This is a genomic window from Sphingomonas sp. Leaf20 (assembly GCF_001421535.1).
In the GTDB taxonomy this organism is placed as follows: domain Bacteria; phylum Pseudomonadota; class Alphaproteobacteria; order Sphingomonadales; family Sphingomonadaceae; genus Sphingomonas.
Genome location: NZ_LMKN01000009.1, coordinates 381,799 through 402,301, shown reverse-complemented (window position 1 = coordinate 402,301; position 20,503 = coordinate 381,799). Strand labels below are relative to the sequence as shown.

The following is a 20,503-nucleotide window of genomic DNA, read 5'->3' as shown; positions in this document are numbered from 1 at the left end:
GACACCTGTTTATCGTCCGAGAAGACCCATCATGCACGCCTATCGCACCCATAACTGCGCTGCCCTCCGTCCCGAACAGGTCGGCGAGGAGGTCCGCGTGTCGGGCTGGGTCCACAAGAAGCGCGATCACGGCGACCTGGTCTTCATCGATCTGCGCGATCATTACGGCATCACGCAGATCGTCACCGACGTGTCCGGCCCCGTCTTCAAGGTCATCGAGGGCCTGAAGAGCGAGAGCGTCGTCACGATCACCGGCAAGGTGACCGCACGGGCGCCCGAGGCGGTGAACCCGAACCTGCCGACCGGCGGGATCGAGATCCGCGCGACCGCCGCGACTGTCCAGTCGATGGCGGGCGAGTTGCCGATGCCGGTCGCGGGCGAGGCCGAGTATCCCGAGGATATCCGCCTGCGCTATCGCTATCTCGACCTGCGTCGCGAGCGGCTTCACGCGAACATCATGCTGCGCTCGAAGGTCATTACCTCGCTGCGCAACCGGATGAACGATCAGGGCTTCACCGAATTCCAGACGCCGATCCTGACCGCGTCGTCGCCAGAGGGCGCGCGCGACTATCTGGTGCCGAGCCGCGTCCATCCGGGCAAGTTCTACGCGCTGCCGCAGGCGCCGCAGATGTTCAAGCAGCTGCTGATGGTGGCGGGCTTCGACCGCTATTTCCAGATCGCCCCCTGCTTCCGCGACGAAGACGCGCGCGCGGATCGTTCGCCGGGCGAGTTCTACCAGCTCGATTTCGAGATGAGCTTCGTCACGCAGGACGACGTGTTCAACGCGATCGAGCCCGTCCTCCACGGCGTGTTCGAGGAGTTTGCTGACTGGCAGGGCAAGGGACGCAAGGTCTCGGCATTGCCGTTCAAGCGCATCCCCTACCGCGAATCGATGCTGAAGTACGGCAGCGACAAGCCTGATCTGCGCAACCCAATCCTGATCCACGACGTCGGCCACCACTTCGTCGATTCGGGCTTCGGCCTGTTCGCGGGCATCGTCGCCGGCGGTGACGTCGTCCGCGCGATCCCCGCACCGAACACCGCCGAGAAGAGCCGCAAGTTCTTCACCGACATGAACGACTGGGCGCGCGCCGAAGGTCATGCGGGTCTCGGCTACATCACGCAGAAGAACGGCGAACTCGGCGGTCCGATCGCCAAGAACCACGGTGAGGAGGCGACGCGGAAGCTGATCGCGGAGATGGGCCTCGGCCCCAACGACGGCATCTTCTTCGCCGCCGGCAAGGAACTCGCCGCCGCCAAGCTCGCCGGTGCCGCGCGTGCGCGGATCGGGGCGGATCTTGGCCTGATCGACGAGAACCGGTTCGAATTCTGCTGGATCGTCGACTTCCCGATGTTCGAATATGACGAGGACGCCAAGAAGGTCGACTTCAGCCACAACCCGTTCTCGATGCCGCAGGGCGAGATGGACGCGCTGGAGAACAAGGATCCGCTCGATATCCTGGCGTACCAATACGACATCGTCTGCAACGGCGTCGAACTGTCGTCGGGTGCGATCCGGAACCATCGTCCGGAGATCATGTACAAGGCGTTCGAGATCGCGGGCTACACGCAGGCCGATGTCGACACGAACTTCGCGGGCATGATCAACGCGTTCAAGGTCGGCGCACCGCCGCATGGCGGCTCGGCACCGGGCATCGACCGGATGGTGATGCTGATCGCGGGCGAGCCGAACATCCGCGAGGTCGTGCTGTTCCCGATGAACCAGAAGGCCGAGGATCTGATGATGGGCGCGCCGAGCCCGGTCAGCGCCAAGCAGCTGAAGGAACTCAACATCCGCCTGACCGTCGATGGTCCGAAGGATGCAACCAAGGTCGTCGCACCGACTGGCGGCTGACCCTGCCCGGCGACGATCAGCCGGAAAAACCTGGACCGCCCCCGTCGTCTGGAGCCGAATGGCGGACGGGGGCGTTTCCGTAGCCATTCCACTACGGAGCGTCCCATGTCGATCGATCTCACGCAGTATGAAGCCGGCGACGACTATGATGGCCGGTATCGGCGTGATCTTGCCGCGCTGCAGAAGCGGCTGGAACACATCCAGGTCGCGCACATCGTCAACAAGCGTCCGGCCGTCGTCATGTTGGAGGGCTGGGATGCCGCGGGCAAGGGCGGGATCATTCAGCGGCTGTCGGCGGAGTGGGATCCGCGCACCTATCGGGTCTGGCCGATCGCCGCGCCAAGCAGCGACGAAAAGGCGCATCATTTCCTGTGGCGCTTTTGGCAGCGGCTTCCCGCAGACGGGTCGATCGCGGTCTTCGACCGGAGCTGGTACGGCCGCGTCCTGGTCGAACGCGTCGAGCAATTCGCGAGCGAGGCGGAATGGCGCCGCGCCTATGACGCGATCAACGCGTTCGAGGCGGGATTGATCGGCAACGATACCACGTTGATCAAGATCTTCGTCCATATCACGCAGGAGGAGCAGGACCGCCGGCTCAAGGCGCGGCTTCGTGATCCGTGGAAGCACTGGAAGACGGGGCTCGACGATTATCACAACAGGTCTCGGCGCGCCGACTATCTCGAGGCGATGCACGAAATGTTCGAGCGCACCGATACGGCCGAGGCGCCCTGGGTGGTGATCGATGGCAACGACAAAAAGGCCGCGCGGATCGCCGCGCTGACGGTGATCGCCGATCGGCTGGAGGCTGGCGTCCAGATGGTCCCGCCACCGCTTGATCCTGCGGTACTCAAGGTCGCCAAGAAGGCACTGAAGCTCTGATCCGGCCATAGCCGAGTGAAGTTGACGTTCGCGGGATCAACATGAATTTCATGCCACATATGCAATCCATGTTAGCGCACAGGTGTCGCGTCGACTGTTAGTCCTGCTTATTCAAGGGGGTGCATCCGCGTCGCGGCTGCCTGACAAGGCTCTGGCGATGACCAATCTCGGATGCATGATGATCGACATGGCGGGTGTGATCGTCGAGGCCGACCCGGCGATCTGTGCGACGTTGCGCGCGCCCGCCGAAATACTCATCGGGAGCAACCTGTTCGACTTCACCGCGCCCGCCGATCGCGAGCGGTGCATGCACCTGTTCTCGCAGGTGCAGTCGAACGGCATCCCCGTCAGCACGGTCAAACGGCTGATCCGAAGCGATTCATCGCACCTCTGGATTCAGAGCCATGTGTCGATCGCGTCGCGGACGTCGGAGGGCGTCCGCATCCACATCGTGGTCCAGGACGGCAGACAGCCAAGTTCGACGATGCGGCCCGAAGCGCTGCTCAAGACGGCGCGGCTGACGTTCGAGGCGCGGCGTGCGCGGACCGAAATCTTCTCGGCGTCGCTCTTTGCCGACAGCGCATGGGACATTCTCCTCGCCGCCAATATCAGCGAAGCGGAGGGGCGCGTGCTCGGCATGGCGGACGTCGCGACGATGCTCGGGATGAGTGTCGTCAACGTCACGCGCTGGATGCGCGCGCTGAGTGCGGAGGGGCTCGTCGACTATGAGATCGGCGACGATACGCAACTGGCCAATGTGGCATTCCGCTTGTCGTGCGACGCGCATCAGCGGTTCGAACGCTATCTGTCCGAACGCTATATCACCGCGGTAGCCGCGGTGCCCAAACCCGATCCCTTCATGTAAAACCTGCAGAAATCCGCATGCATGTTGTCTCGGATAGCCGGGATCGCTATCTCGCCACCATGAACGACATGACCACGGTTGCCATCCCTCGCGCACGCAAGCCCGACTGGATCCGCGTCAAGGCGCCCACCTCGGCGGGCTTTGCCAAGACCCGCGAACTGATGCGGTCGAAAAGCCTGACCACGGTGTGCGAGGAGGCGGCCTGCCCCAATATCGGCGAGTGCTGGTCGAAGAAGCACGCGACGGTGATGATCCTCGGCGACACCTGCACGCGCGCCTGTGCGTTCTGCAACGTCAAGACGGGCATGCCGCGCAAGGTCGATGCAATGGAGCCGCAGAACGTCGCCGACGCCGCGGCGCAGATGGGGCTTAACCACATCGTCATCACGTCGGTCGATCGCGACGACCTGCCCGATGGTGGCGCGTCGCAGTTCGTGAAGGTCATCCAGGCGATCCGCCGGTCGAACCCCACGACGACGATCGAGATCCTGACACCGGATTTCCGCAACAAGGCGCAGGCAGCGATCGAGTCGATCGTCGAGGCTCGCCCCGATGTCTACAACCACAACCTCGAGACGGTCCCGCGACTCTATCCGACGATCCGCCCGGGCGCGCGCTACTACGCATCGCTGCGGCTGCTCGAGAGCGTCAAGCGGCATGATCCGTCGATCTTCACCAAGTCGGGCGTCATGTTGGGTCTTGGCGAGGAGCGGCTCGAGATCCATCAGGTAATGGACGACATGCGCTGCGCCGACATCGATTTCCTCACGATGGGTCAGTATCTTCAGCCGACCCCGCGGCACGCAAAGGTCGCCGAGTTCGTCACGCCCAAGGCGTTCGACGCCTATGCCTCGATCGCGCGCGCCAAGGGCTTCATGCTGGTCGCCTCGTCGCCGCTGACGCGCTCGAGCTATCATGCCGGCGACGATTTCGCCAAGTTGCGCGCCAACCGCGATGCCAAGCTGGGGGTCGTTCGCGACTGATGCCCAAGCATACCGAAACGCGCCATCTGCCCTATACACCCGAACAGATGTTCGACCTGGTGGCCGACGTCCGTCGCTACCCGGAATTTCTGCCCTGGGTCAGCGCGATGCGCGTCCGGAGCGACAGCGAGAGCGAGACGCTCGCCGACATGATCGTCGGGTTCAAGGGGCTGCGCGAGACCTTCACCTCGCGCGTCGAAAAGACGCGGCCGACGGACCTTTCGGTCGATTATGTCGATGGTCCGCTCAAATATCTGCGCAACGACTGGCATTTCCGCCCGACCGAGACCGGATGCGCGGTCGACTTCACGGTCGACTTCGCGTTCAAGAACCGGATGTTCGAACTGATCGCCGGCCAGGTCTTCGGCTCGGCGCTGCGCAAGATGATCGGCGCGTTCGAGACACGCGCCGCCGAGCTTTACGGCGCGGGATCGTCGACCGGCATCAGCAGTTCGAGCGCACACAGCGCCGCCTGAAGGCGGATGCCACCGCGGCCCAGGTCGCCGAAGTCGCGGCGGTCGGCATGGACGTCGTTGCGATCGCCGCCTTTTTCCGCGCGGGCGAATACCACGGTGCCGACGGGCTTCTTCGCGCTACCGCCACCCGGGCCGGCAATGCCCGTGATCGCGACCGCGACGTCGGCGCCCGATTTCTCGAGCGCGCCCTGCGCCATGCTCCACGCAACCGCGATCGACACCGCGCCGAACGTCTCGAGCACGTCGGCGCTGACCTTCAGCAGGCGAAGCTTCGCCTCGTTGGAATAGGTGACGAAACCGATCTCGAACACGTCCGAGGAGCCGGGGATCTCGGTCAGTGCCGCCGCGACCAGCCCGCCGGTGCAGCTCTCGGCGACGGCGACGCGGCGTCCGAGCGCCTTGTTCGCCTCGACCACCTTCCGCGCGGCGTCGATCAGTTCGGGTGGCAGGACGGTATCCATCAGCGATTTCCCTGGATCGTGCACAAGGGCAGGTCGGGGACCATCCGGACGCCCTGACGCGCCTTGTCGGCCTTCAGATAACGCAGCGTCTCAACGACGATGCCAGCCGTGTTGCGCGGGGGGAGGGGCTGTAGCAGCGTGATCAGCCGGTCGATCGTCCCGCAGTCGCGTGGCGCGATCCGGCCGACGATCTGCGGAACGAGCAGGCTGGTCAGCAGCGGCCGCGCAAACTCGGAATCGAGCAGCGCATCGACTGCCGGGTCGCTCAGCTTGACGATCGCCGCACGCGCGGACGGCCAGGCGCGATCGGCCTCGCCCTGATAGCGGCCGATCAGCGCGCTCGACTGGTTGCGTACCAGGCTGGTCGCGGGAAGCTGCGCTGCGCAGACTCGCCCCGTCTCGCGGATGATGTCGGGCAGCGCGACCAGCGTCATCGCCTCGGCTTCGGGCGCGGTAATGCACTGCGCTTGCGCGCTGACCGGGCTGGCGATCGCCGCCGCTGCCATGAGGATTGCCGAAAGCTTCAACCCTGTGCTCCTGAACTGCTGTTGGGGAGCGTGATCGTCGCGACGGCCTGCGCCGCGATCCCCTCGCCGCGCCCGGTGAAGCCGAGGCGTTCGGTCGTCGTCGCCTTGATGCTGACCCGGTCGGGGGTCAGGTGCAGAAGCTCGGCGATCCGCACGGTCATCGCGCCGCGGTGCGGGCCGATCTTCGGCGCCTCGCACATGATCGTCAGGTCGACAAAGCCGATCCTGCCCCCCTTGTCCGCGATTAGCCGTGCCGCATGCTGCAGGAACTGCGCCGAATCAGCGCCTTTCCACTGCGGATCGCTTGGCGGGAAATGCGTGCCGATATCGCCTGCCGCGATCGTGCCGAGCAGTGCGTCGGTCAGCGCATGCAGCGCGACATCGGCGTCGCTGTGACCCGACAGCCCCTTGTCATGGGGGATCCTGACCCCGCCGAGCCACAATTCCTCACCGGTTTCGAGACGGTGGACGTCGAACCCCATCGCGGTGCGGGTCTCACGGGGGGCGCGGGCTTCTGCCGCAGCGAAATCATCGGGATGCGTTACTTTGTCGAGCATCGGATCGCCCTGCACGAATGCGACGCGTCCGCCAAGTCGGCGGACCATCTGGCCGTCGTCGGTCGCCTCCTCGTCGCCGGGCCATGCGGCATGCGCGGCGCGGAGCGGTCCGACCCGGAATCCCTGCGGCGTCTGGACGCGGTAGAGCGCGTCGCGGGGGACGACGTCGCCCAGCCAGGTGGTGACGTCCTCGCGCTCGCCCCGTGCCAGCGTATCGACGACCGCCATGACCGGAATGGCGGCGTCGCACATCGACAGCGCGTCGACGACGGCGCCGATCACCGCGGCGGGCACAAACGGGCGCGCCGCGTCGTGGATCAGCACGCGGTCCGCGTCATCAAGGTGTACAAGCCCGTTTGCGACCGAGTCGCGCCGCGTCGCGCCGCCGATGACGATCGTCACCTCGTCATGAAGGTCCGCCAGTGCCTCGCGAGCGAGGTCGACCTGGTCTTGGGCAACGATGACGATCATGTCGGTTACGGCAGGATGGGCCTGCATCGCGGCGACGGCATGCACGAGCATCGGCCGCCCTGCGACGACGGCGAATTGCTTGGGCACAGTACCGCCCGCGCGTACGCCGGCACCGGCCGCGACGATCATCGCGACGGTACGCGCGCCGGGCCGCGCAGGCTGGGGATCGGAGGCATTCATCATCCCCGGCAATTAGCGCGTCGATCAAAGCCAGACCAGTGCGCCAGGCGCGGGGTCGCCCCGGCTTGTCAGTCACCGCCTCGGCCTGTATAACTGCCTCTTTTTTGGGCACATCATGCGTCAGCTATCTCCAATCCAGATCGGCCCGGTCCGTATCGAAAGTCCCGTCGTGCTCGCGCCGATGACGGGTGTGACCGACATGCCGTTCCGCACGCTCGTCCGTCGCTATGGCAGCGGACTGAACGTGACGGAGATGGTCGCGAGCCAGGCGGCGATCCGCGAGACGCGGCAGTCGATCCAGAAGGCGGCGTGGGACCGGCTCGAGGAACCCGTATCGATGCAGCTCGTCGGCTGTACCCCATACGAGATGGGGGAAGCCGCGCGGCTCAGCCAGGATCGCGGCGCGGCGATCGTCGACATCAACATGGGATGTCCGGTCCGGAAGATCGTCAACGGCGATGCCGGGTCGGCGCTCATGCGCGACGTGAAGCTTGCGACGCAGATCATCGAGGCCACGGTCAAGGCGGTCCAGGTGCCGGTGACGCTCAAGATGCGGATGGGCTGGTGCCATGACAGCCTCAATGCCCCCGAATTGTCCCGGATCGCGGAGGACCTCGGCGTCAAGCTGATCACGGTCCACGGCCGGACGCGAAACCAGATGTACAAGGGCAGCGCCGACTGGCGGTTCGTCCGGCAGGTCAAGGATGCCGTCACGATTCCGGTCATCGTCAATGGCGACATCTGCTCGATCGAGGACGCGGAGACGGCGCTCGACCACTCAGGCGCAGACGGCCTGATGATTGGTCGCGGCGCCTATGGCCGGCCGTGGCTGCTCAACCAGGTCATGACGTGGTTCGCGACCGGACGACGCATTGCCGATCCGTCAATCGACGAGCAATATACCGCGATCGCAGGCCATTACGAGGCGATGCTCGAACATTACGGGATCGAGACCGGCGTCAACATGGCGCGCAAGCATATCGGCTGGTACACCAAGGGGCTGCACGGCTCGGCGGAGTTCCGGAACCGCGTGAACCAGATTGCGGATCCCAATCAGGTCAAGGCGATGCTCGCCGAGTTCTACGCCCCCTGGCGTCACCTTGCCGCAGCCTGAGCCGTCGATCACCGGTCGCCCGGGGTTCGACGCACTCTTCGCCGCATTGCCCGTCGCCGCGATCGTCGTCGGCCCGGACGAGTGTGTCGCGCACGCCAACGCGCTTGCCGAAACATTGCTCAACCAGTCCGAACGCGTGATGCTGGGACAACCGATCGCGACGATCCTGCCGACGCCCGACCCGATGCGAAACTCCGAGCACCGCGGGCTCGCGGTCTATGATGCCGAGATCGTCACCGCACGCGGCGTGAAGATCCGCGTCGACTTCGCCGAGACGCTGATCCCGGACCATCCCGGCTGGCGGGCGATCACGCTGCATTCGGCCGCGATTTCCCGTCGCCTCGGATATCTCGCCGACCGGACGGGGGGTGCGCGCGCTGCGGTCGGGGCGGCAGCGATGCTGGCGCACGAGATCAAGAACCCCCTGTCGGGTATCCGCGGGGCCGCGCAGCTGCTCGGTGCCGGCGAACTAACGACGCTGATCACGACCGAGGTCGACCGTATCGCCGCGCTGATCGATCGGATGCAGGACTTCAGCGATACGCGACCCTTGCCGCTCGCCGCGGAGAATATCTATCCGCTCCTGACGCATGCGCGGCGGCTGGCACTGGCCGGATTCGCGCGCGGCATCACGATCGAGGAGCGGTTCGATCCCTCGCTGCCCCCCGCGCAGATCAACCGCGATGCGCTTCTCCAGATCCTGATCAACCTGCTGAAGAACGCGCGCGAAGCCGTTGGAAATGCAGACAATGCGCGGATCATCATGACGACGGCCTATCGTCACGGCATCACCGTCAGCGGGGCGCCGGGCAAGCCGAGGCAGCCGCTGCCGATCGAGATCTGCGTGTTCGACAACGGGCCCGGCGCCCCCCCCGACATCGCCGAACACCTGTTCGATCCATTTGTCTCGGGGCGTCGCGAGGGGCAGGGGCTCGGACTTGCGCTGGTCGACAAGCTGACGCGCGACATGGGCGGGATCGTGCAATATGCGCGAGAGGGGACACCGGAAATGACCGTTCTACGTTTGCTGCTGCCACGAGCCGCGTCGTGAGGGTCTGCGCATGAGCCAAGTGCTTGTCGTCGACGACGACGCCGCCATCCGCACCGTCGTCGCGCAGGCGCTGCGTCGTGCAGGTCATGACGTCGTCGTCGCGGACAGCCTTGCTCAGCTCGAGCGTGCGCTGGCGATCGCGGTTCCCGACGTCCTGATCACCGATGTCATCCTGCCGGACGGTGACGGGCTCGAGCATGTCCGCTCGATAACGACGCGGTTTCCGACGCTACCCGTGATCATATTGTCCGCGCAGAACACGCTGACGACCGCGGTCCGCGCGGCCGAGGCGGGGGCGTATGAATATCTCCCCAAACCGTTCGATCTCGACGTCCTGGCGCGGGCGGTGACGGGCGCGGCTGCGCGGGGCGGGATCCTGACGGATGACGGGATTGGTGCCGAGGACCGCGAACTGCCGCTGATCGGCCGGTCCGCGGCGATGCAGGACGTCTACAGGGTCATCGCGCGCGTCATCTCGAACGACCTGACCGTCCTGATCTCGGGCGAGTCGGGGACGGGCAAGGAGCTCGTCGCGCGTGCGATCCACGATCTCGGCCATCGCAGCGCGGCCCCGTTCGTCGCGCTCAACATGGCCGCGATCCCGCGCGAGCTGATCGAGGCCGAGTTGTTCGGGCATGAGCGTGGTGCCTTCACGGGGGCCGGCGCGCGCAATGCCGGGCGGTTCGAGCAGGCGGCAGGGGGAACCCTGTTTCTCGACGAGATCGGCGACATGCCGATGGACGCCCAGACGCGTCTCTTGCGCGTGCTCCAGTCGGGCGAGTTCACGACGGTCGGCGGTGCGCGGCAGATCCGCGTCGACGTCCGCATTCTCGCAGCGACCAACCGCAATCTCGCCGCACAGGTCGCGAGCGGCCAGTTCCGCGAGGATCTGTTCTATCGATTGAACGTCGTCCCCGTCACGTTGCCACCGCTGCGCGAGCGGCGGCAGGATGTCGCGCTGCTTGCACGGCATTTTCTCGATCACGCCGCCAACCAGGGCCTGCCACGGCGACAGCTCGCCAGCGATGCGATCGTCGCGCTGGGGGCGTATGACTGGCCGGGCAACGTCCGCGAGCTTGAAAACCTCATGCGCCGCCTCGCGGTCCTGTCGCGTGACGAGGTCATCGGTGCGGACGCGATCCAGGCGATGCTCGGCGCACGCACGCGGGGTGCCGATCCCGTCAATCTCGACATGGAGGGGGCGGTCCGCGCCCTGATCGCGCAGATCGAGCGCGACGATCCCGCCGCGCTCGACGATGGCAGCCTCTACGACCGCGTCATCGGCGAGGTCGAGCGGCCGCTGATCGAGCTGATGCTCGCGCGGCATGGCCAGAATCAGCTTCGCGCCGCCCGCGCGATGGGGATCAATCGCAACACGCTGCGCAAGCGGCTGGACACGCTCGGCATCGACGTCGGTGTCGAGCCTGGGAGGCTGGACGGCGTACCCCCGGGCTGAACGGGCGGCGGGCTGATCGGTCCACCGGGGCGATCCGGCGATTATGTGGTTTCCCGGCAACAATTGTCGTTGTATCAAGGCAACGATGATCGCCACAGCGACGCTACCTATCGACGAGGACGTCCCGCCGCACCGGTTCGCCGTCACCCCGGCCATCGAAGCCATGGTCGTCGCGCTTGCCGTCATCGTCGCGGTCGCGAGCTATCTCGTCATCAGCACCGCCGATTCGCCGCAACGGCTGATCGAGCCGCCGCTCATCGCCTTGCTGCTGATCGCAAACCTCGTCCCGGGTATCGCGCTGCTGATGCTGCTCGGACGGCGCGTGGCGATGCGCCGGGCGGCGCGGTCGCCGATCGGCGGGGGCGGGCGGCTCCACGTCCGGCTGGTGACGCTGTTCTCGATCGTCGCGGCGGTGCCGATGCTGCTCGTCACGATCTTCGCGTCGCTGCTGTTCCAATATGGCGTGCAGTTCTGGTATTCGGATCAGGCGCGCGGCATGCTGGAAAACGCGACCGAGCTCGCCCAGTCCTCCTACGCGCGCCAGCTCAGCCGCTGGGAAGAGGCGAGCGTGACGATGGCCGCCGACATGTCCAACTATCTCCGCGAGCGGTCACTGCAGAGCCCGGACTTTTCCGGCTATTTCTATCAGCAGGTCTATTATCGCAGCCTGTCCGAGGCGGCGCTGTTCAAGGTCACCCCGCAGAACGAAATCCAGACGTTCGCCGTCGTCAATCCGTACGAGATCGATTTCACGCGTCAGGTCACGCCGGACGCGATCAAGGAACTCCGCAGCGGCAAGCCCGCCGTCGTATCGGTCACAGGCGAGCGGATCCGGACGATCACGATGCTGCCGGGCGCGGACGAGCTGTTCCTCTATGCGGGGCGCGTCGAGGATACCAAGCTGCTCTCGGGGCAGACGCAGCGTGCGAATGCGGTGCTCGCCGGCTACCGGCAGCTGCTGGCGCGATCGCGAAGCCTGCAACTGCTGTTCAATGCCGCGTTGCTCGGGATCTCGCTGCTGATCGTCGGGATCGCGGTCTGGATCGCGCTGGCCGTTGCCGACCGCCTCGTCCGGCCGGTGGGCGAGCTCGTCGATGCGGCGCGCCGGGTCGCCGCCGGGGATCTCACGGCGCGCGTGCCCGATCCCCGAAGCCGTGACGAGGTCGGGACGCTGGCGCGCGCGTTCAACCAGATGACGGGGCGGCTGCACGAGCAGAATGCCGATCTGATGACAGCAAACGATCAGCTCGAGACGCGGCGTGCGCTGATCGAGGCGGTGATGGCGGATGTCTCGGCGGGCGTCGTCGCGGCCGCGAACGACCGGGTCATACGCATCGCCAATCGATCCGCTACGCAGTTGCTCGGCGTCGACGGGCTTGTCGGGCGGACGTTGCACGACGTGGCGCCGGAACTCGACGCGCTGGTCCAGGAAGGCGGTCGCGAGGCGATCGTCCAGGTCGGGCAGGCGGGCGAGGCACGCACGCTCGCCGTCCGGATCGCGCATGCCCCGACCGGCCCGATCCTGACGTTCGACGACATCACGCAGCAGCTGCTCGACCAGCGCCGTGCGGCATGGTCCGACGTCGCGCGGCGGATCGCGCACGAGATCAAGAACCCGCTGACCCCGATCCAGCTCGCGGCCGAGCGGCTGCAGCGTCGCTATGGCAGCAAGATCGATGTCGAGGACGGCACGTTCGCACGACTGACCGACACGATCATCCGACAGGTCGCAGACCTGCGCCGAATGGTCGACGAATTCTCGTCGTTCGCCCGGATGCCCAAGCCCGTCTTCCGCGAGGAGTCGCTGCTCGACGCCGCGCGCCAGGCAATGTTCCTCCACGAGGTCGCGCATCCCGGCATCCGGTTCCTGCTCGTGCACGACGATCCGGGCCCGATGCTCGTCTGCGATCGTCGCCAGATCGGCCAGGCGCTGACCAACATCGTCAAGAACGCGGTCGAGGCGATCGAGACGCGCAAGGACGACGAGGGCGGCGCGGTGACGATGACGCTGACCGAGACGCTCCACGAGGGGCGCGTGCTGTCCGTGGCGATCGAGGTGGCGGATACCGGCATCGGACTTCCCGCCGATCGCGATCGGATCATCGAGCCCTATATGACGACACGCGCTCGCGGGACGGGGCTGGGACTTGCCATCGTCAAGAAGATCATCGAGGAACATTGCGGGACGATCGGATTTTCGGATCGTCCCGGTGGTGGGACCGTCGTCACCATGAATTTCGATGCCAGAGCGCTGGCAGCACTCGACCAGGGGGCATCCGCACTCGAGCCGGCAGGGGAAGGCCAGCTCGTCGCAATGAACCGCAACCGGACATGATTTGATGGCGCTCGATATTCTCGTCGTGGACGACGAACGTGACATTCGCGAACTGGTCGCCGGCGTCCTGGAGGACGAAGGCTACCAGACGCGCGATGCCGGCGACAGCGATGCCGCGCTGGAAGCGATCGCCGCAAGGCGGCCGTCGCTGGTGCTCTTGGACGTCTGGCTTCAGGGATCGCGGCTCGATGGGCTCGAACTGCTCGACGAGATCAAGCGGCGCGACCCGTCGATCCCGGTGCTCGTGATTTCGGGTCACGGGAACCTCGACACCGCGGTCGCGGCGATCCGCCGGGGCGCGTCCGATTTTATCGAAAAGCCCTTCGAGGCCGAGCGGCTGCTGCTGATGGTCGCGCGTGCGACCGAGACCGAGCGGCTGCGTCGCGAGGTCGCGTCGCTACGCGCGACGGTCGGTCGTGAAACCGACCTGACCGGAAGCTCGGGCGCGATCAACGGCGTCCGTGCCACCTTGAAGCGCGTTGCCGCGACGGGCAGCCGCGTACTGATCATGGGCGGGGCAGGGGTCGGCAAGGAAGTGGCCGCGCGGCTGCTCCACGGCTGGAGCCTGCGCACCGACGCGCCGTTTATCATCGTCAGCGCCGCGCGGATGACGCCCGAGCGCGTCGACGAGGAGCTGTTCGGTGCCGAGGATACCGGCGACGTGGTCCGGCCCGGGCTGCTCGAACAGGCGCATGGCGGCACGCTGTTCCTCGACGAGATCGCGGACATGCCGATCGCGACTCAGGCACGGATCCTGCGCGTGCTGACCGACCAGAGCTTCACGCGCGTCGGTGGCACGCGCGTGGTCAAGGTCGATGTCCGCGTCGTGTCGGCGACCGCGCGCGATCTCGTCCACGAGATCGCCGAGGGACGCTTCCGCGAGGACCTCTATTACCGGTTGAACGTCGTGCCCGTGGTCATTCCGCCGCTCGCGGACCGGCGTGAGGACATTCCCGCACTGGTTCAGCATTTCATCGCGCATTATGCCGCCGAGCGCCGCGTGCGGACGCCGGAAATCGCGCCCGACGCGATGGTTGCGCTGCAATCCTATGACTGGCCGGGCAATGTCCGCCAGCTTCGCAATGTCGTCGAGCGTACCATCATCCTCGCGCCGGGCGACCGCATCGGGCGGATCGACCTCGACCTGTTGCCCGCCGAAGTGCTCGGCGATCAGGGGGACATGAGCGGGGCGGGGGGGACCGCGATCATGGGGTCGCCGCTCCGCGAGGCGCGCGAGACGTTCGAACGCGAGTATCTGCGTGTTCAGATCCGGCGTTTCTCGGGCAATATCTCGCGCACTGCCAGCTTCATCGGGATGGAGCGATCGGCGCTGCATCGCAAACTGAAGCTTCTGGGGATCACCGAAACGCGCGAAGAATGATCGTGCGGCGCGGTATCAGGCTATGGACGTAACGACACCGCGTTCCTAGATCAGCACCGCGCCCGGCAACCGGGCGAGTCTCCGACGCCGGGAAACGGCGCCATGCGGGCAAAGTCCCGCCAATAAAAGGGTTATCCCATTGGCCGAAAAAACTGGCTCGCTTCAGGACCTCTTTCTCAACGCGCTGCGTCGCACGAAGACGCCCGTCACGATGTTCCTCGTCAAGGGCGTCAAGCTCCAGGGGATCGTGACCTGGTTCGATAATTTCTCCGTCCTGCTGCGCCGCGATGGGCAGTCCCAGCTGATCTACAAGCATGCGATCTCGACGATCATGCCCGCGGGTCCGATGGACATCGACGCGATCGTCGCCTCGGTCGGCGAAAATCAGAAGAAGCAGCCGCTGCTCCAGGAGATCTTCCTCAACGCGGTCCGCAAATCCGAAGACAGCGTGACGATGTTCCTCATCAACGGCGTGATGCTGCAGGGGCAGATCGCTGGATTCGACCTGTTCTGCATGTTGCTGCAGCGCGAGGGCATGGCACAGCTCGTCTACAAGCATGCGGTGTCGACGATCCAGCCTGCGCGGCCGCTCAATCTCGCCGAAGAGACCGACGAGACGGACGACGGAGCGGACGAGGAATGATCGGCGCGATGACGGGACCATCGGTTTGAGCACTGGCTTCGAACGCGATCGCGACGATTTCGCGCGCGGTATGCGTGCGATCGTCGTCCTGCCCGATCAGGGCGATGCGACGCGCGACGTCGATGCGCGGCTGGAGGAGACCGCCGGTCTTGCCGCCGCGATCGGCGTGGTCGTCACCGAACGCATCGCCTATCGCGTCCGGCAGGCAAAGCCGGCGACGCTGATCGGGAGCGGGCAGGTCGAACTGCTCGCGACGCAGGTCCGCCTCGAAGAGGCCGGGCTGGTCGTGTTCGACGCCAGCCTCAGCCCGATCCAGCAGCGCAATCTCGAAAAGGCGCTCGAGACGAAGGTCATCGACCGGACAGGTTTGATCCTCGAAATCTTCGGCGAACGCGCGGCGACCGCCGAGGGCCGGTTGCAGGTCGAACTGGCACATCTCGACTATCAGGCCGGGCGGCTCGTCAGAAGCTGGACGCATCTCGAGCGTCAGCGCGGCGGGTTCGGCTTTCTCGGCGGCCCGGGCGAGACCCAGATTGAGGCGGATCGCCGCCTGATCCGTGATCGCATGGCACGACTGCGCCGCGAACTGGAGCAGGTCAGCCGGACGCGCGGGCTTCACCGTGACCGGCGTCAGCGCGCGCCGTGGCCGGTGATCGCGCTGGTCGGCTACACCAATGCCGGAAAGTCGACGCTGTTCAACCGGCTGACCGGCGCGGACGTCATGGCGGAGGATCTGTTGTTCGCAACGCTCGATCCGACGCTGCGCCAGATCCGCCTGCCGGGGATCGACAAGGCGATCCTGTCGGACACCGTCGGGTTCGTCTCCGACCTCCCTACACAGCTCGTCGCCGCGTTCAAGGCGACGCTCGAAGAGGTCGTCTCGGCCGATCTGCTGATCCATGTGCGCGATATCGCGCATCCCGATACCGAGGCGCAGCGCGCGGACGTCGAGACCGTGCTCGCCGAGATCGGCGTCGACGATACGACGCCCCGGTTCGAGGTCTGGAACAAGCTCGATCTGCTCGATCCCGCCGATCACGAGGAAGTGGTGGGCGAGGCCGCGCACCGCGATGACGTCGTGGCGATTTCAGCGCTGGGTGGGGAAGGGGTCGACGACCTCATCGCGCAGGTCGCGGCGAGGCTGACCAATGCGCATCGGCGGTATCACATCACGTTGGACGCCACCGACGGGGCGGGGGCCGCATGGCTTCACGCGCACGGGCAGGTGGTCGACAGCCACGATGACGGCCTCGAGACGACCTACGACGTGCGTCTCTCGGAAGCGGACTATGATCGGTTTAGCCGCCGCGACGCTTGACGGCCTGCCATAGCTCTTCCTTTTCGGCGAGCGTGAGGGCGGCAAATCCGGAGCCCGCTTCGTGCTCCATCGCACGGAAGCGGGCTTCGAACTTTGCGTTTCCACGCCGCAGGGCTGCCTCCGGATCGATGCCGAGGTGACGCGCCCAGTTGGTCACCGCGAACAGCAGGTCGCCCATTTCCTCGGCCACCGTATCGGGCCCTGCGGTCGCGATCTCGTCGATCTCCTCGTGCACCTTGGCGAGCGGCCCGGCGGCATCAGGCCAGTCAAAGCCGACACGGGCAGCACGCTTCTGCAGCTTTTCGGCGCGCGCCAGCGCCGGCAGGCCGAGCGCCACACCGGTGATCGCGCTGGTGTCGGCGGCATCGTCCGACTTCGCCATCCGTTCGGCAGCCTTGATCGTCTCCCAGCCGGGCGACGCCGACGCGTCGCCGAAGATATGGGGATGCCGCCGCTCCATCTTGTCGGATATCGCATCGACCACGTCCGCCAGCGTGAACGCGCCGGCATCCTCGGCGATCTGCGCGTGGAAGACGATCTGGAGCAGCAGGTCGCCGAGTTCGTCCTTGAGATCGGCGGCGTCGTTGCGCTCGATCGCGTCGGCCACTTCATAGGCTTCCTCGATCGTGTACGGCGCGATCGTCGACCAGGTCTGGACGCGGTCCCATTCGCAGCCCGCAACAGGATCGCGCAGACGTTTCATGATCTCGGTCAGGCGCTCGATCATCGGGGGACATCCTGTTGGCTGACGCTATCAATTCACCCATCGGCAAGATTGATAATATACATTATGTTAAATACGTGTGCGATCGTTTTACGCGGTGAGGACCATTCCGTCATATCCCGGCTCGACCCCCTCGGGCAGTTCCGCACGCAGCGACGCATAGTCCATGCTGTGATCCATGTGGATCAGCGCGGTACGGCGCGGCTGAAACCGCTCGACCCAATCGAGCACCGACGAGAGCTGCGGATGCGTCGGATGCGGCCGCTTGCGCAAAGCATCGACGATCCAGACGTCGAGCCCTTGGTACAGCGCGGTCATCGCATCGGTCATCTCGTGGAAATCGGTCGCGTAGCCGATCGACTTCCCCGCGGACTCGAACCGCAGCCCCGCAGCGGTGATCGAGCCGTGCGGCTGATCCGTGACGCTGATGTCGATCCCGCCGATCGTCAGCCTGTCCGGCAGGACGTTTGCCGCAATCGTCGAAGGATAGCCGCTGCGTCCCTTGAACGCATAGGTAAAGCGGGATTCGAGCGCGGTCAGCGTCGATGCCCGGGCATAGCCGACGACCGGCTTCCCCATGGCGTGAAAGACCTGCCGGAGATCGTCGATCCCGTGGCAATGATCGGCATGATCATGCGTCCAGATGACCGCGTCGAACGTCGCGACATTCGCCGCGAGCAGTTGCTCGCGCATGTCAGGCCCGGTGTCGATGAGGATCCGCGTATCCTCGTGCTCGATCAGCGCCGAAACGCGGGTACGGCGGTTGCGAGGCTCGGTCGGATCGCAGGCACCCCAGTCGTTGCCGATCCGCGGCACGCCCGACGACGTACCAGAGCCAAGTATCGTTACTTTCACGCCGAGGCCTCATCCTTCGTCTTGCTGAAGAGCGCGTGGAAATTCTCTGCGGTGCGGCGCGTCAGGCTTTCGAGTGTCTCACCGCGCAGTTCGGCAAGGAACTTTGCCGTGTCCGCGACGAATCCCGGTTCGCCCGTCTTGCCCCGGTTCGGCACCGGCGCCAGGAATGGCGCGTCGGTCTCGATCAACAGCCGCTCGATCGGCAACCGTGCCGCGACCGCCTGCAGATCACGGGCATTCTTGAACGTCACGATCCCCGACAGCGATATGAAAAGCCCAAGATCCAGCATCTTGTCGGCGAATTCTCCGCTCGCCGTGAAACAGTGGATGACCCCCGAATAGGCCCCCTTCCCCATTTCCTCCGTCAGGATCGCCGCGGTGTCGTCTTCGGCATCGCGCGTGTGGACGACGATCGGCAGCCCGGTCTGTCGGGCGGCGTCGATATGCGCCCTGAAGCTCGCCTGCTGGCGTCCGCGATCCGACGTCTCGCGATAATAGTCGAGCCCCGTCTCGCCCAGCCCGACAATCCGCGGGTGTTTTGCGCGGTCGACGAGCGTTGCGGCATCGACCAGGCCGTGATTATCGGCTTCGTTCGGATGGATACCGATCGTCGCCCAGACATCCGGCTCGCGCTCGGCGGTCGCAACCACGGCATCCCATTCGCTCTCGCGCGTCGAGATATTGAGCATCGCGGTGACACCGCGTGAACGCGCCCGCTCGAGCACCGCCGGCTGATCCTCGACGAGACCCGGGTAGTTCAGGTGGCAATGGCTATCGGCAAGCATCAGGCTTCGGCATCCTGCGGCAGTTCCAGGCGAGGGAACGCGCCGGTCGGAGCGACGATCCTGAACGCGCTTGCCGCGGTCCGTGCATACCAGCCATCGTCATCAATCGCGGCATGATCGCGCGCGTCGGCACCGATCTGGTCGAGTACCTTGCCGGCGGCGCTCGGTACGACGGGGATGATCGCGATCGCCAGCATCCGGATCGCGCGGACGAGCGTGCCGAGCACGGCGTTCATGCGCTCGGGATCCGTCTTGCGAAGCGCCCAGGGTGCCTGCGCGTCGATATACTGGTTGCAGGCGAAGACGCCGCGCATCCACGCCTCGATCGCGTGCGACAAAGCAAGGTCGGTGAACCCTGCCTTGAATGCCGCGCAGGCGACGATCACCTCCTCGATCAACTGCCCGTCGGCAGGATCGACGGTCCCCTCCGCGGGAAGCGCGCCGTCGAGGTTCTTGGCGATGAACGACAGCGTCCGCTGCGCTAGATTGCCGAAGCTGTTCGCCAACTCGGCGTTGACGCGCATGACGATCGCCTCGGGCGAATAGCTGCCGTCCTGGCCGAAACTCACGTCGCGGAGGAAGAAATAGCGCAGCGCGTCGACACCGAACGCATCCGCCAGCGCCATCGGATCGACGACGTTGCCGACCGACTTCGACATCTTCTCGCCGCGCGTCAGCAGGAAGCCGTGGCCGAACACGCTTTTGGGCAGCGGGATGTTCGCCGACATCAGGAACGCGGGCCAGAAGACCGCGTGGAAGCGCACGATGTCCTTGCCGATCAGATGCAGGTCCGCCGGCCAGAAGCGGGCGAGATCGGAATCCGCTGCGCCGGTATTCTGGCCGGTATGCGGATAGCCCGTCCCCGTCAGGTAGTTGGTCAGCGCGTCGACCCAGACATACATGACGTGTCCAGGGCTGCCGGGCACGGGCACGCCCCAGTCGAAGCTGGTCCGCGAGACGGACAGGTCGGACAGCCCGCCTTCGACGAACCGCATGACCTCGTTCCGGCGGCTTTCCGGCCGGATGAAATCGGGGTTTGCCGCATAGAGATCGAGCAGCGGCTGCTGATATTTCGACAGGCGGAAGAACCAGGTCTCCTCCGCGGTCCATTCGACCGGGGTCCCCTGCGGCGAACGGCGATCGTCGCCCTCGCCGGTCAACTCGGCCTCGTCGTAAAATGCTTCGTCGCGGACCGAGTACCAGCCCTCGTACCGATCGAGATACAGGTCGCCGGCGTCCGCCATCGCCTGCCAGATCGCCTGGCTCGCGGCATAGTGATCGGTGTCGACGGTGCGGATGAACCGGTCATACGAAATCTCAAGACGATCGGCCATCGCGCTGAAATAGGACGACATCTCGTCGGCGAATTCGCGTACCGGCACGCCCCGGTCGCGCGCGGCCTGGACCATCTTGAGGCCATGCTCGTCGGTACCGGTCTGGAAGAGCACGTCGCGCCCCGCCTGGCGCTGGAAGCGCGCGATCGCGTCGGCGGCGATCATCTCATAGGCGTGGCCGATATGCGGTCGCCCATTGGGGTAATGGATTGCGGTGGTGATGTAAAAAGGATCGGCCATGCCGCGCTCCTAG

19 protein-coding genes are annotated in these 20,503 nt (G+C 65.7%); 12 read left to right on the top strand and 7 right to left on the bottom strand.

Features of this window, described 5'->3' with window-relative positions:
* Positions 1 to 31 precede the first annotated feature (31 nt).
* The 5 genes from aspS to ASE72_RS15245 all read left to right on the top strand — a co-directional run bounded on the left by aspS (position 32) and on the right by ASE72_RS15245 (position 5,058).
* On the top strand, positions 32 to 1,855 hold the full coding sequence (aspS, locus tag ASE72_RS15265) for an aspartate--tRNA ligase (RefSeq protein WP_200916316.1): 1,824 nt from the start codon (positions 32 to 34) through the stop codon (positions 1,853 to 1,855).
* A gap of 105 nt (positions 1,856 to 1,960) precedes the next feature.
* Positions 1,961 to 2,734 (top strand): polyphosphate kinase 2 family protein, encoded by a 774-nt coding sequence (locus tag ASE72_RS15260; protein WP_056023206.1) that lies wholly within the window; start codon positions 1,961 to 1,963, stop codon positions 2,732 to 2,734.
* A 157-nt stretch (positions 2,735 to 2,891) separates the two neighbouring features.
* On the top strand, positions 2,892 to 3,599 hold the full coding sequence (locus ASE72_RS15255) for a PAS domain-containing protein (RefSeq protein WP_056023203.1): 708 nt from the start codon (positions 2,892 to 2,894) through the stop codon (positions 3,597 to 3,599).
* Positions 3,600 to 3,667: 68 nt separating this feature from the next.
* A complete protein-coding gene (gene lipA, locus ASE72_RS15250) occupies positions 3,668 to 4,582 on the top strand; it encodes a lipoyl synthase (RefSeq protein WP_443019348.1) in 915 nt (304 codons plus the stop codon).
* Complete coding sequence (locus ASE72_RS15245; protein ID WP_056023198.1) at positions 4,582 to 5,058, top strand: type II toxin-antitoxin system RatA family toxin; 477 nt, start codon at positions 4,582 to 4,584, stop codon at positions 5,056 to 5,058. The genes lipA and ASE72_RS15245 overlap by 1 nt, the downstream gene beginning before the upstream one ends.
* Here ASE72_RS15245 and ASE72_RS15240 read toward each other — a convergent pair.
* The 3 genes from ASE72_RS15240 to ASE72_RS15230 are packed head-to-tail and all read right to left on the bottom strand — an operon-like array spanning position 5,001 to position 7,254.
* The gene (locus tag ASE72_RS15240) at positions 5,001 to 5,519 is read right to left on the bottom strand and encodes a CinA family protein (protein WP_056023195.1); all 519 of its coding nucleotides are present in this window, start codon (positions 5,517 to 5,519) and stop codon (positions 5,001 to 5,003) included. The two genes, ASE72_RS15245 and ASE72_RS15240, sit on opposite strands and share 58 nt — an antisense overlap.
* Positions 5,519 to 6,046: a hypothetical protein gene (locus tag ASE72_RS15235; RefSeq protein WP_056023192.1), complete on the bottom strand. Its 528-nt coding sequence runs from the start codon at positions 6,044 to 6,046 to the stop codon at positions 5,519 to 5,521. Before ASE72_RS15235 ends, ASE72_RS15240 begins: the two co-directional genes overlap by 1 nt.
* Positions 6,043 to 7,254, bottom strand: coding sequence for a bifunctional 2-C-methyl-D-erythritol 4-phosphate cytidylyltransferase/2-C-methyl-D-erythritol 2,4-cyclodiphosphate synthase (locus ASE72_RS15230; protein ID WP_056024260.1), 1,212 nt, complete (start codon positions 7,252 to 7,254; stop codon positions 6,043 to 6,045). The genes ASE72_RS15235 and ASE72_RS15230 overlap by 4 nt, the downstream gene beginning before the upstream one ends.
* 115 nt (positions 7,255 to 7,369) lie before the next feature.
* On the opposite strand from ASE72_RS15230, the gene dusB reads away from it, so the two are divergent.
* From dusB to hflX, 7 genes are all read left to right on the top strand, one after another.
* Entirely contained in the window at positions 7,370 to 8,368 is a 999-nt protein-coding gene (dusB, locus tag ASE72_RS15225; RefSeq protein ID WP_056023189.1) for a tRNA dihydrouridine synthase DusB, read from the top strand.
* Entirely contained in the window at positions 8,355 to 9,419 is a 1,065-nt protein-coding gene (locus ASE72_RS15220) for a two-component system sensor histidine kinase NtrB (protein WP_056023186.1), read from the top strand. The genes dusB and ASE72_RS15220 overlap by 14 nt, the downstream gene beginning before the upstream one ends.
* 10 nt (positions 9,420 to 9,429) lie before the next feature.
* Positions 9,430 to 10,875, top strand: coding sequence for a nitrogen regulation protein NR(I) (gene ntrC / locus ASE72_RS15215; protein ID WP_056023183.1), 1,446 nt, complete (start codon positions 9,430 to 9,432; stop codon positions 10,873 to 10,875).
* Between the two features lie 85 nt (positions 10,876 to 10,960).
* On the top strand, positions 10,961 to 13,210 hold the full coding sequence (locus ASE72_RS15210; RefSeq protein ID WP_056024257.1) for a sensor histidine kinase: 2,250 nt from the start codon (positions 10,961 to 10,963) through the stop codon (positions 13,208 to 13,210).
* Between the two features lie 4 nt (positions 13,211 to 13,214).
* Complete coding sequence (gene ntrX, locus ASE72_RS15205) at positions 13,215 to 14,591, top strand: nitrogen assimilation response regulator NtrX (RefSeq protein WP_056023181.1); 1,377 nt, start codon at positions 13,215 to 13,217, stop codon at positions 14,589 to 14,591.
* 49 nt (positions 14,592 to 14,640) lie between these two features.
* The gene (hfq, locus tag ASE72_RS15200) at positions 14,641 to 15,234 is read left to right on the top strand and encodes an RNA chaperone Hfq (protein ID WP_082446142.1); all 594 of its coding nucleotides are present in this window, start codon (positions 14,641 to 14,643) and stop codon (positions 15,232 to 15,234) included.
* 25 nt (positions 15,235 to 15,259) lie between these two features.
* The gene (gene hflX, locus ASE72_RS15195; protein ID WP_056023177.1) at positions 15,260 to 16,552 is read left to right on the top strand and encodes a GTPase HflX; all 1,293 of its coding nucleotides are present in this window, start codon (positions 15,260 to 15,262) and stop codon (positions 16,550 to 16,552) included.
* Here hflX and mazG read toward each other — a convergent pair.
* The 4 genes from mazG to metG all read right to left on the bottom strand — a co-directional run bounded on the left by mazG (position 16,533) and on the right by metG (position 20,490).
* Positions 16,533 to 17,279, bottom strand: coding sequence for a nucleoside triphosphate pyrophosphohydrolase (mazG, locus tag ASE72_RS15190; RefSeq protein WP_056023175.1), 747 nt, complete (start codon positions 17,277 to 17,279; stop codon positions 16,533 to 16,535). The genes hflX and mazG overlap by 20 nt on opposite strands.
* 87 nt (positions 17,280 to 17,366) lie before the next feature.
* Positions 17,367 to 18,131: an MBL fold metallo-hydrolase gene (locus ASE72_RS15185; RefSeq protein ID WP_056023172.1), complete on the bottom strand. Its 765-nt coding sequence runs from the start codon at positions 18,129 to 18,131 to the stop codon at positions 17,367 to 17,369.
* Positions 18,128 to 18,916, bottom strand: coding sequence for a TatD family hydrolase (locus ASE72_RS15180; RefSeq protein WP_056023170.1), 789 nt, complete (start codon positions 18,914 to 18,916; stop codon positions 18,128 to 18,130). Before ASE72_RS15180 ends, ASE72_RS15185 begins: the two co-directional genes overlap by 4 nt.
* Positions 18,916 to 20,490 (bottom strand): methionine--tRNA ligase, encoded by a 1,575-nt coding sequence (gene metG / locus ASE72_RS15175; RefSeq protein WP_056023167.1) that lies wholly within the window; start codon positions 20,488 to 20,490, stop codon positions 18,916 to 18,918. Before metG ends, ASE72_RS15180 begins: the two co-directional genes overlap by 1 nt.
* Positions 20,491 to 20,503: the final 13 nt, after the last annotated feature.

Coding starts and splice junctions, on each gene's coding strand:
- aspS (WP_200916316.1), top strand. CDS start 32: ATGCACGCCTATCGCACCCATAACTGCGCTGCCCTCCGTCCCGAACAG.
- ASE72_RS15260 (WP_056023206.1), top strand. CDS start 1,961: ATGTCGATCGATCTCACGCAGTATGAAGCCGGCGACGACTATGATGGC.
- ASE72_RS15255 (WP_056023203.1), top strand. CDS start 2,892: ATGACCAATCTCGGATGCATGATGATCGACATGGCGGGTGTGATCGTC.
- lipA (WP_443019348.1), top strand. CDS start 3,668: ATGACCACGGTTGCCATCCCTCGCGCACGCAAGCCCGACTGGATCCGC.
- ASE72_RS15245 (WP_056023198.1), top strand. CDS start 4,582: ATGCCCAAGCATACCGAAACGCGCCATCTGCCCTATACACCCGAACAG.
- ASE72_RS15240 (WP_056023195.1), bottom strand. CDS start 5,519: ATGGATACCGTCCTGCCACCCGAACTGATCGACGCCGCGCGGAAGGTG.
- ASE72_RS15230 (WP_056024260.1), bottom strand. CDS start 7,254: ATGAATGCCTCCGATCCCCAGCCTGCGCGGCCCGGCGCGCGTACCGTC.
- dusB (WP_056023189.1), top strand. CDS start 7,370: ATGCGTCAGCTATCTCCAATCCAGATCGGCCCGGTCCGTATCGAAAGT.
- ntrC (WP_056023183.1), top strand. CDS start 9,430: ATGAGCCAAGTGCTTGTCGTCGACGACGACGCCGCCATCCGCACCGTC.
- ASE72_RS15210 (WP_056024257.1), top strand. CDS start 10,961: ATGATCGCCACAGCGACGCTACCTATCGACGAGGACGTCCCGCCGCAC.
- ntrX (WP_056023181.1), top strand. CDS start 13,215: ATGGCGCTCGATATTCTCGTCGTGGACGACGAACGTGACATTCGCGAA.
- mazG (WP_056023175.1), bottom strand. CDS start 17,279: ATGATCGAGCGCCTGACCGAGATCATGAAACGTCTGCGCGATCCTGTT.
- ASE72_RS15180 (WP_056023170.1), bottom strand. CDS start 18,916: ATGCTTGCCGATAGCCATTGCCACCTGAACTACCCGGGTCTCGTCGAG.
- metG (WP_056023167.1), bottom strand. CDS start 20,490: ATGGCCGATCCTTTTTACATCACCACCGCAATCCATTACCCCAATGGG.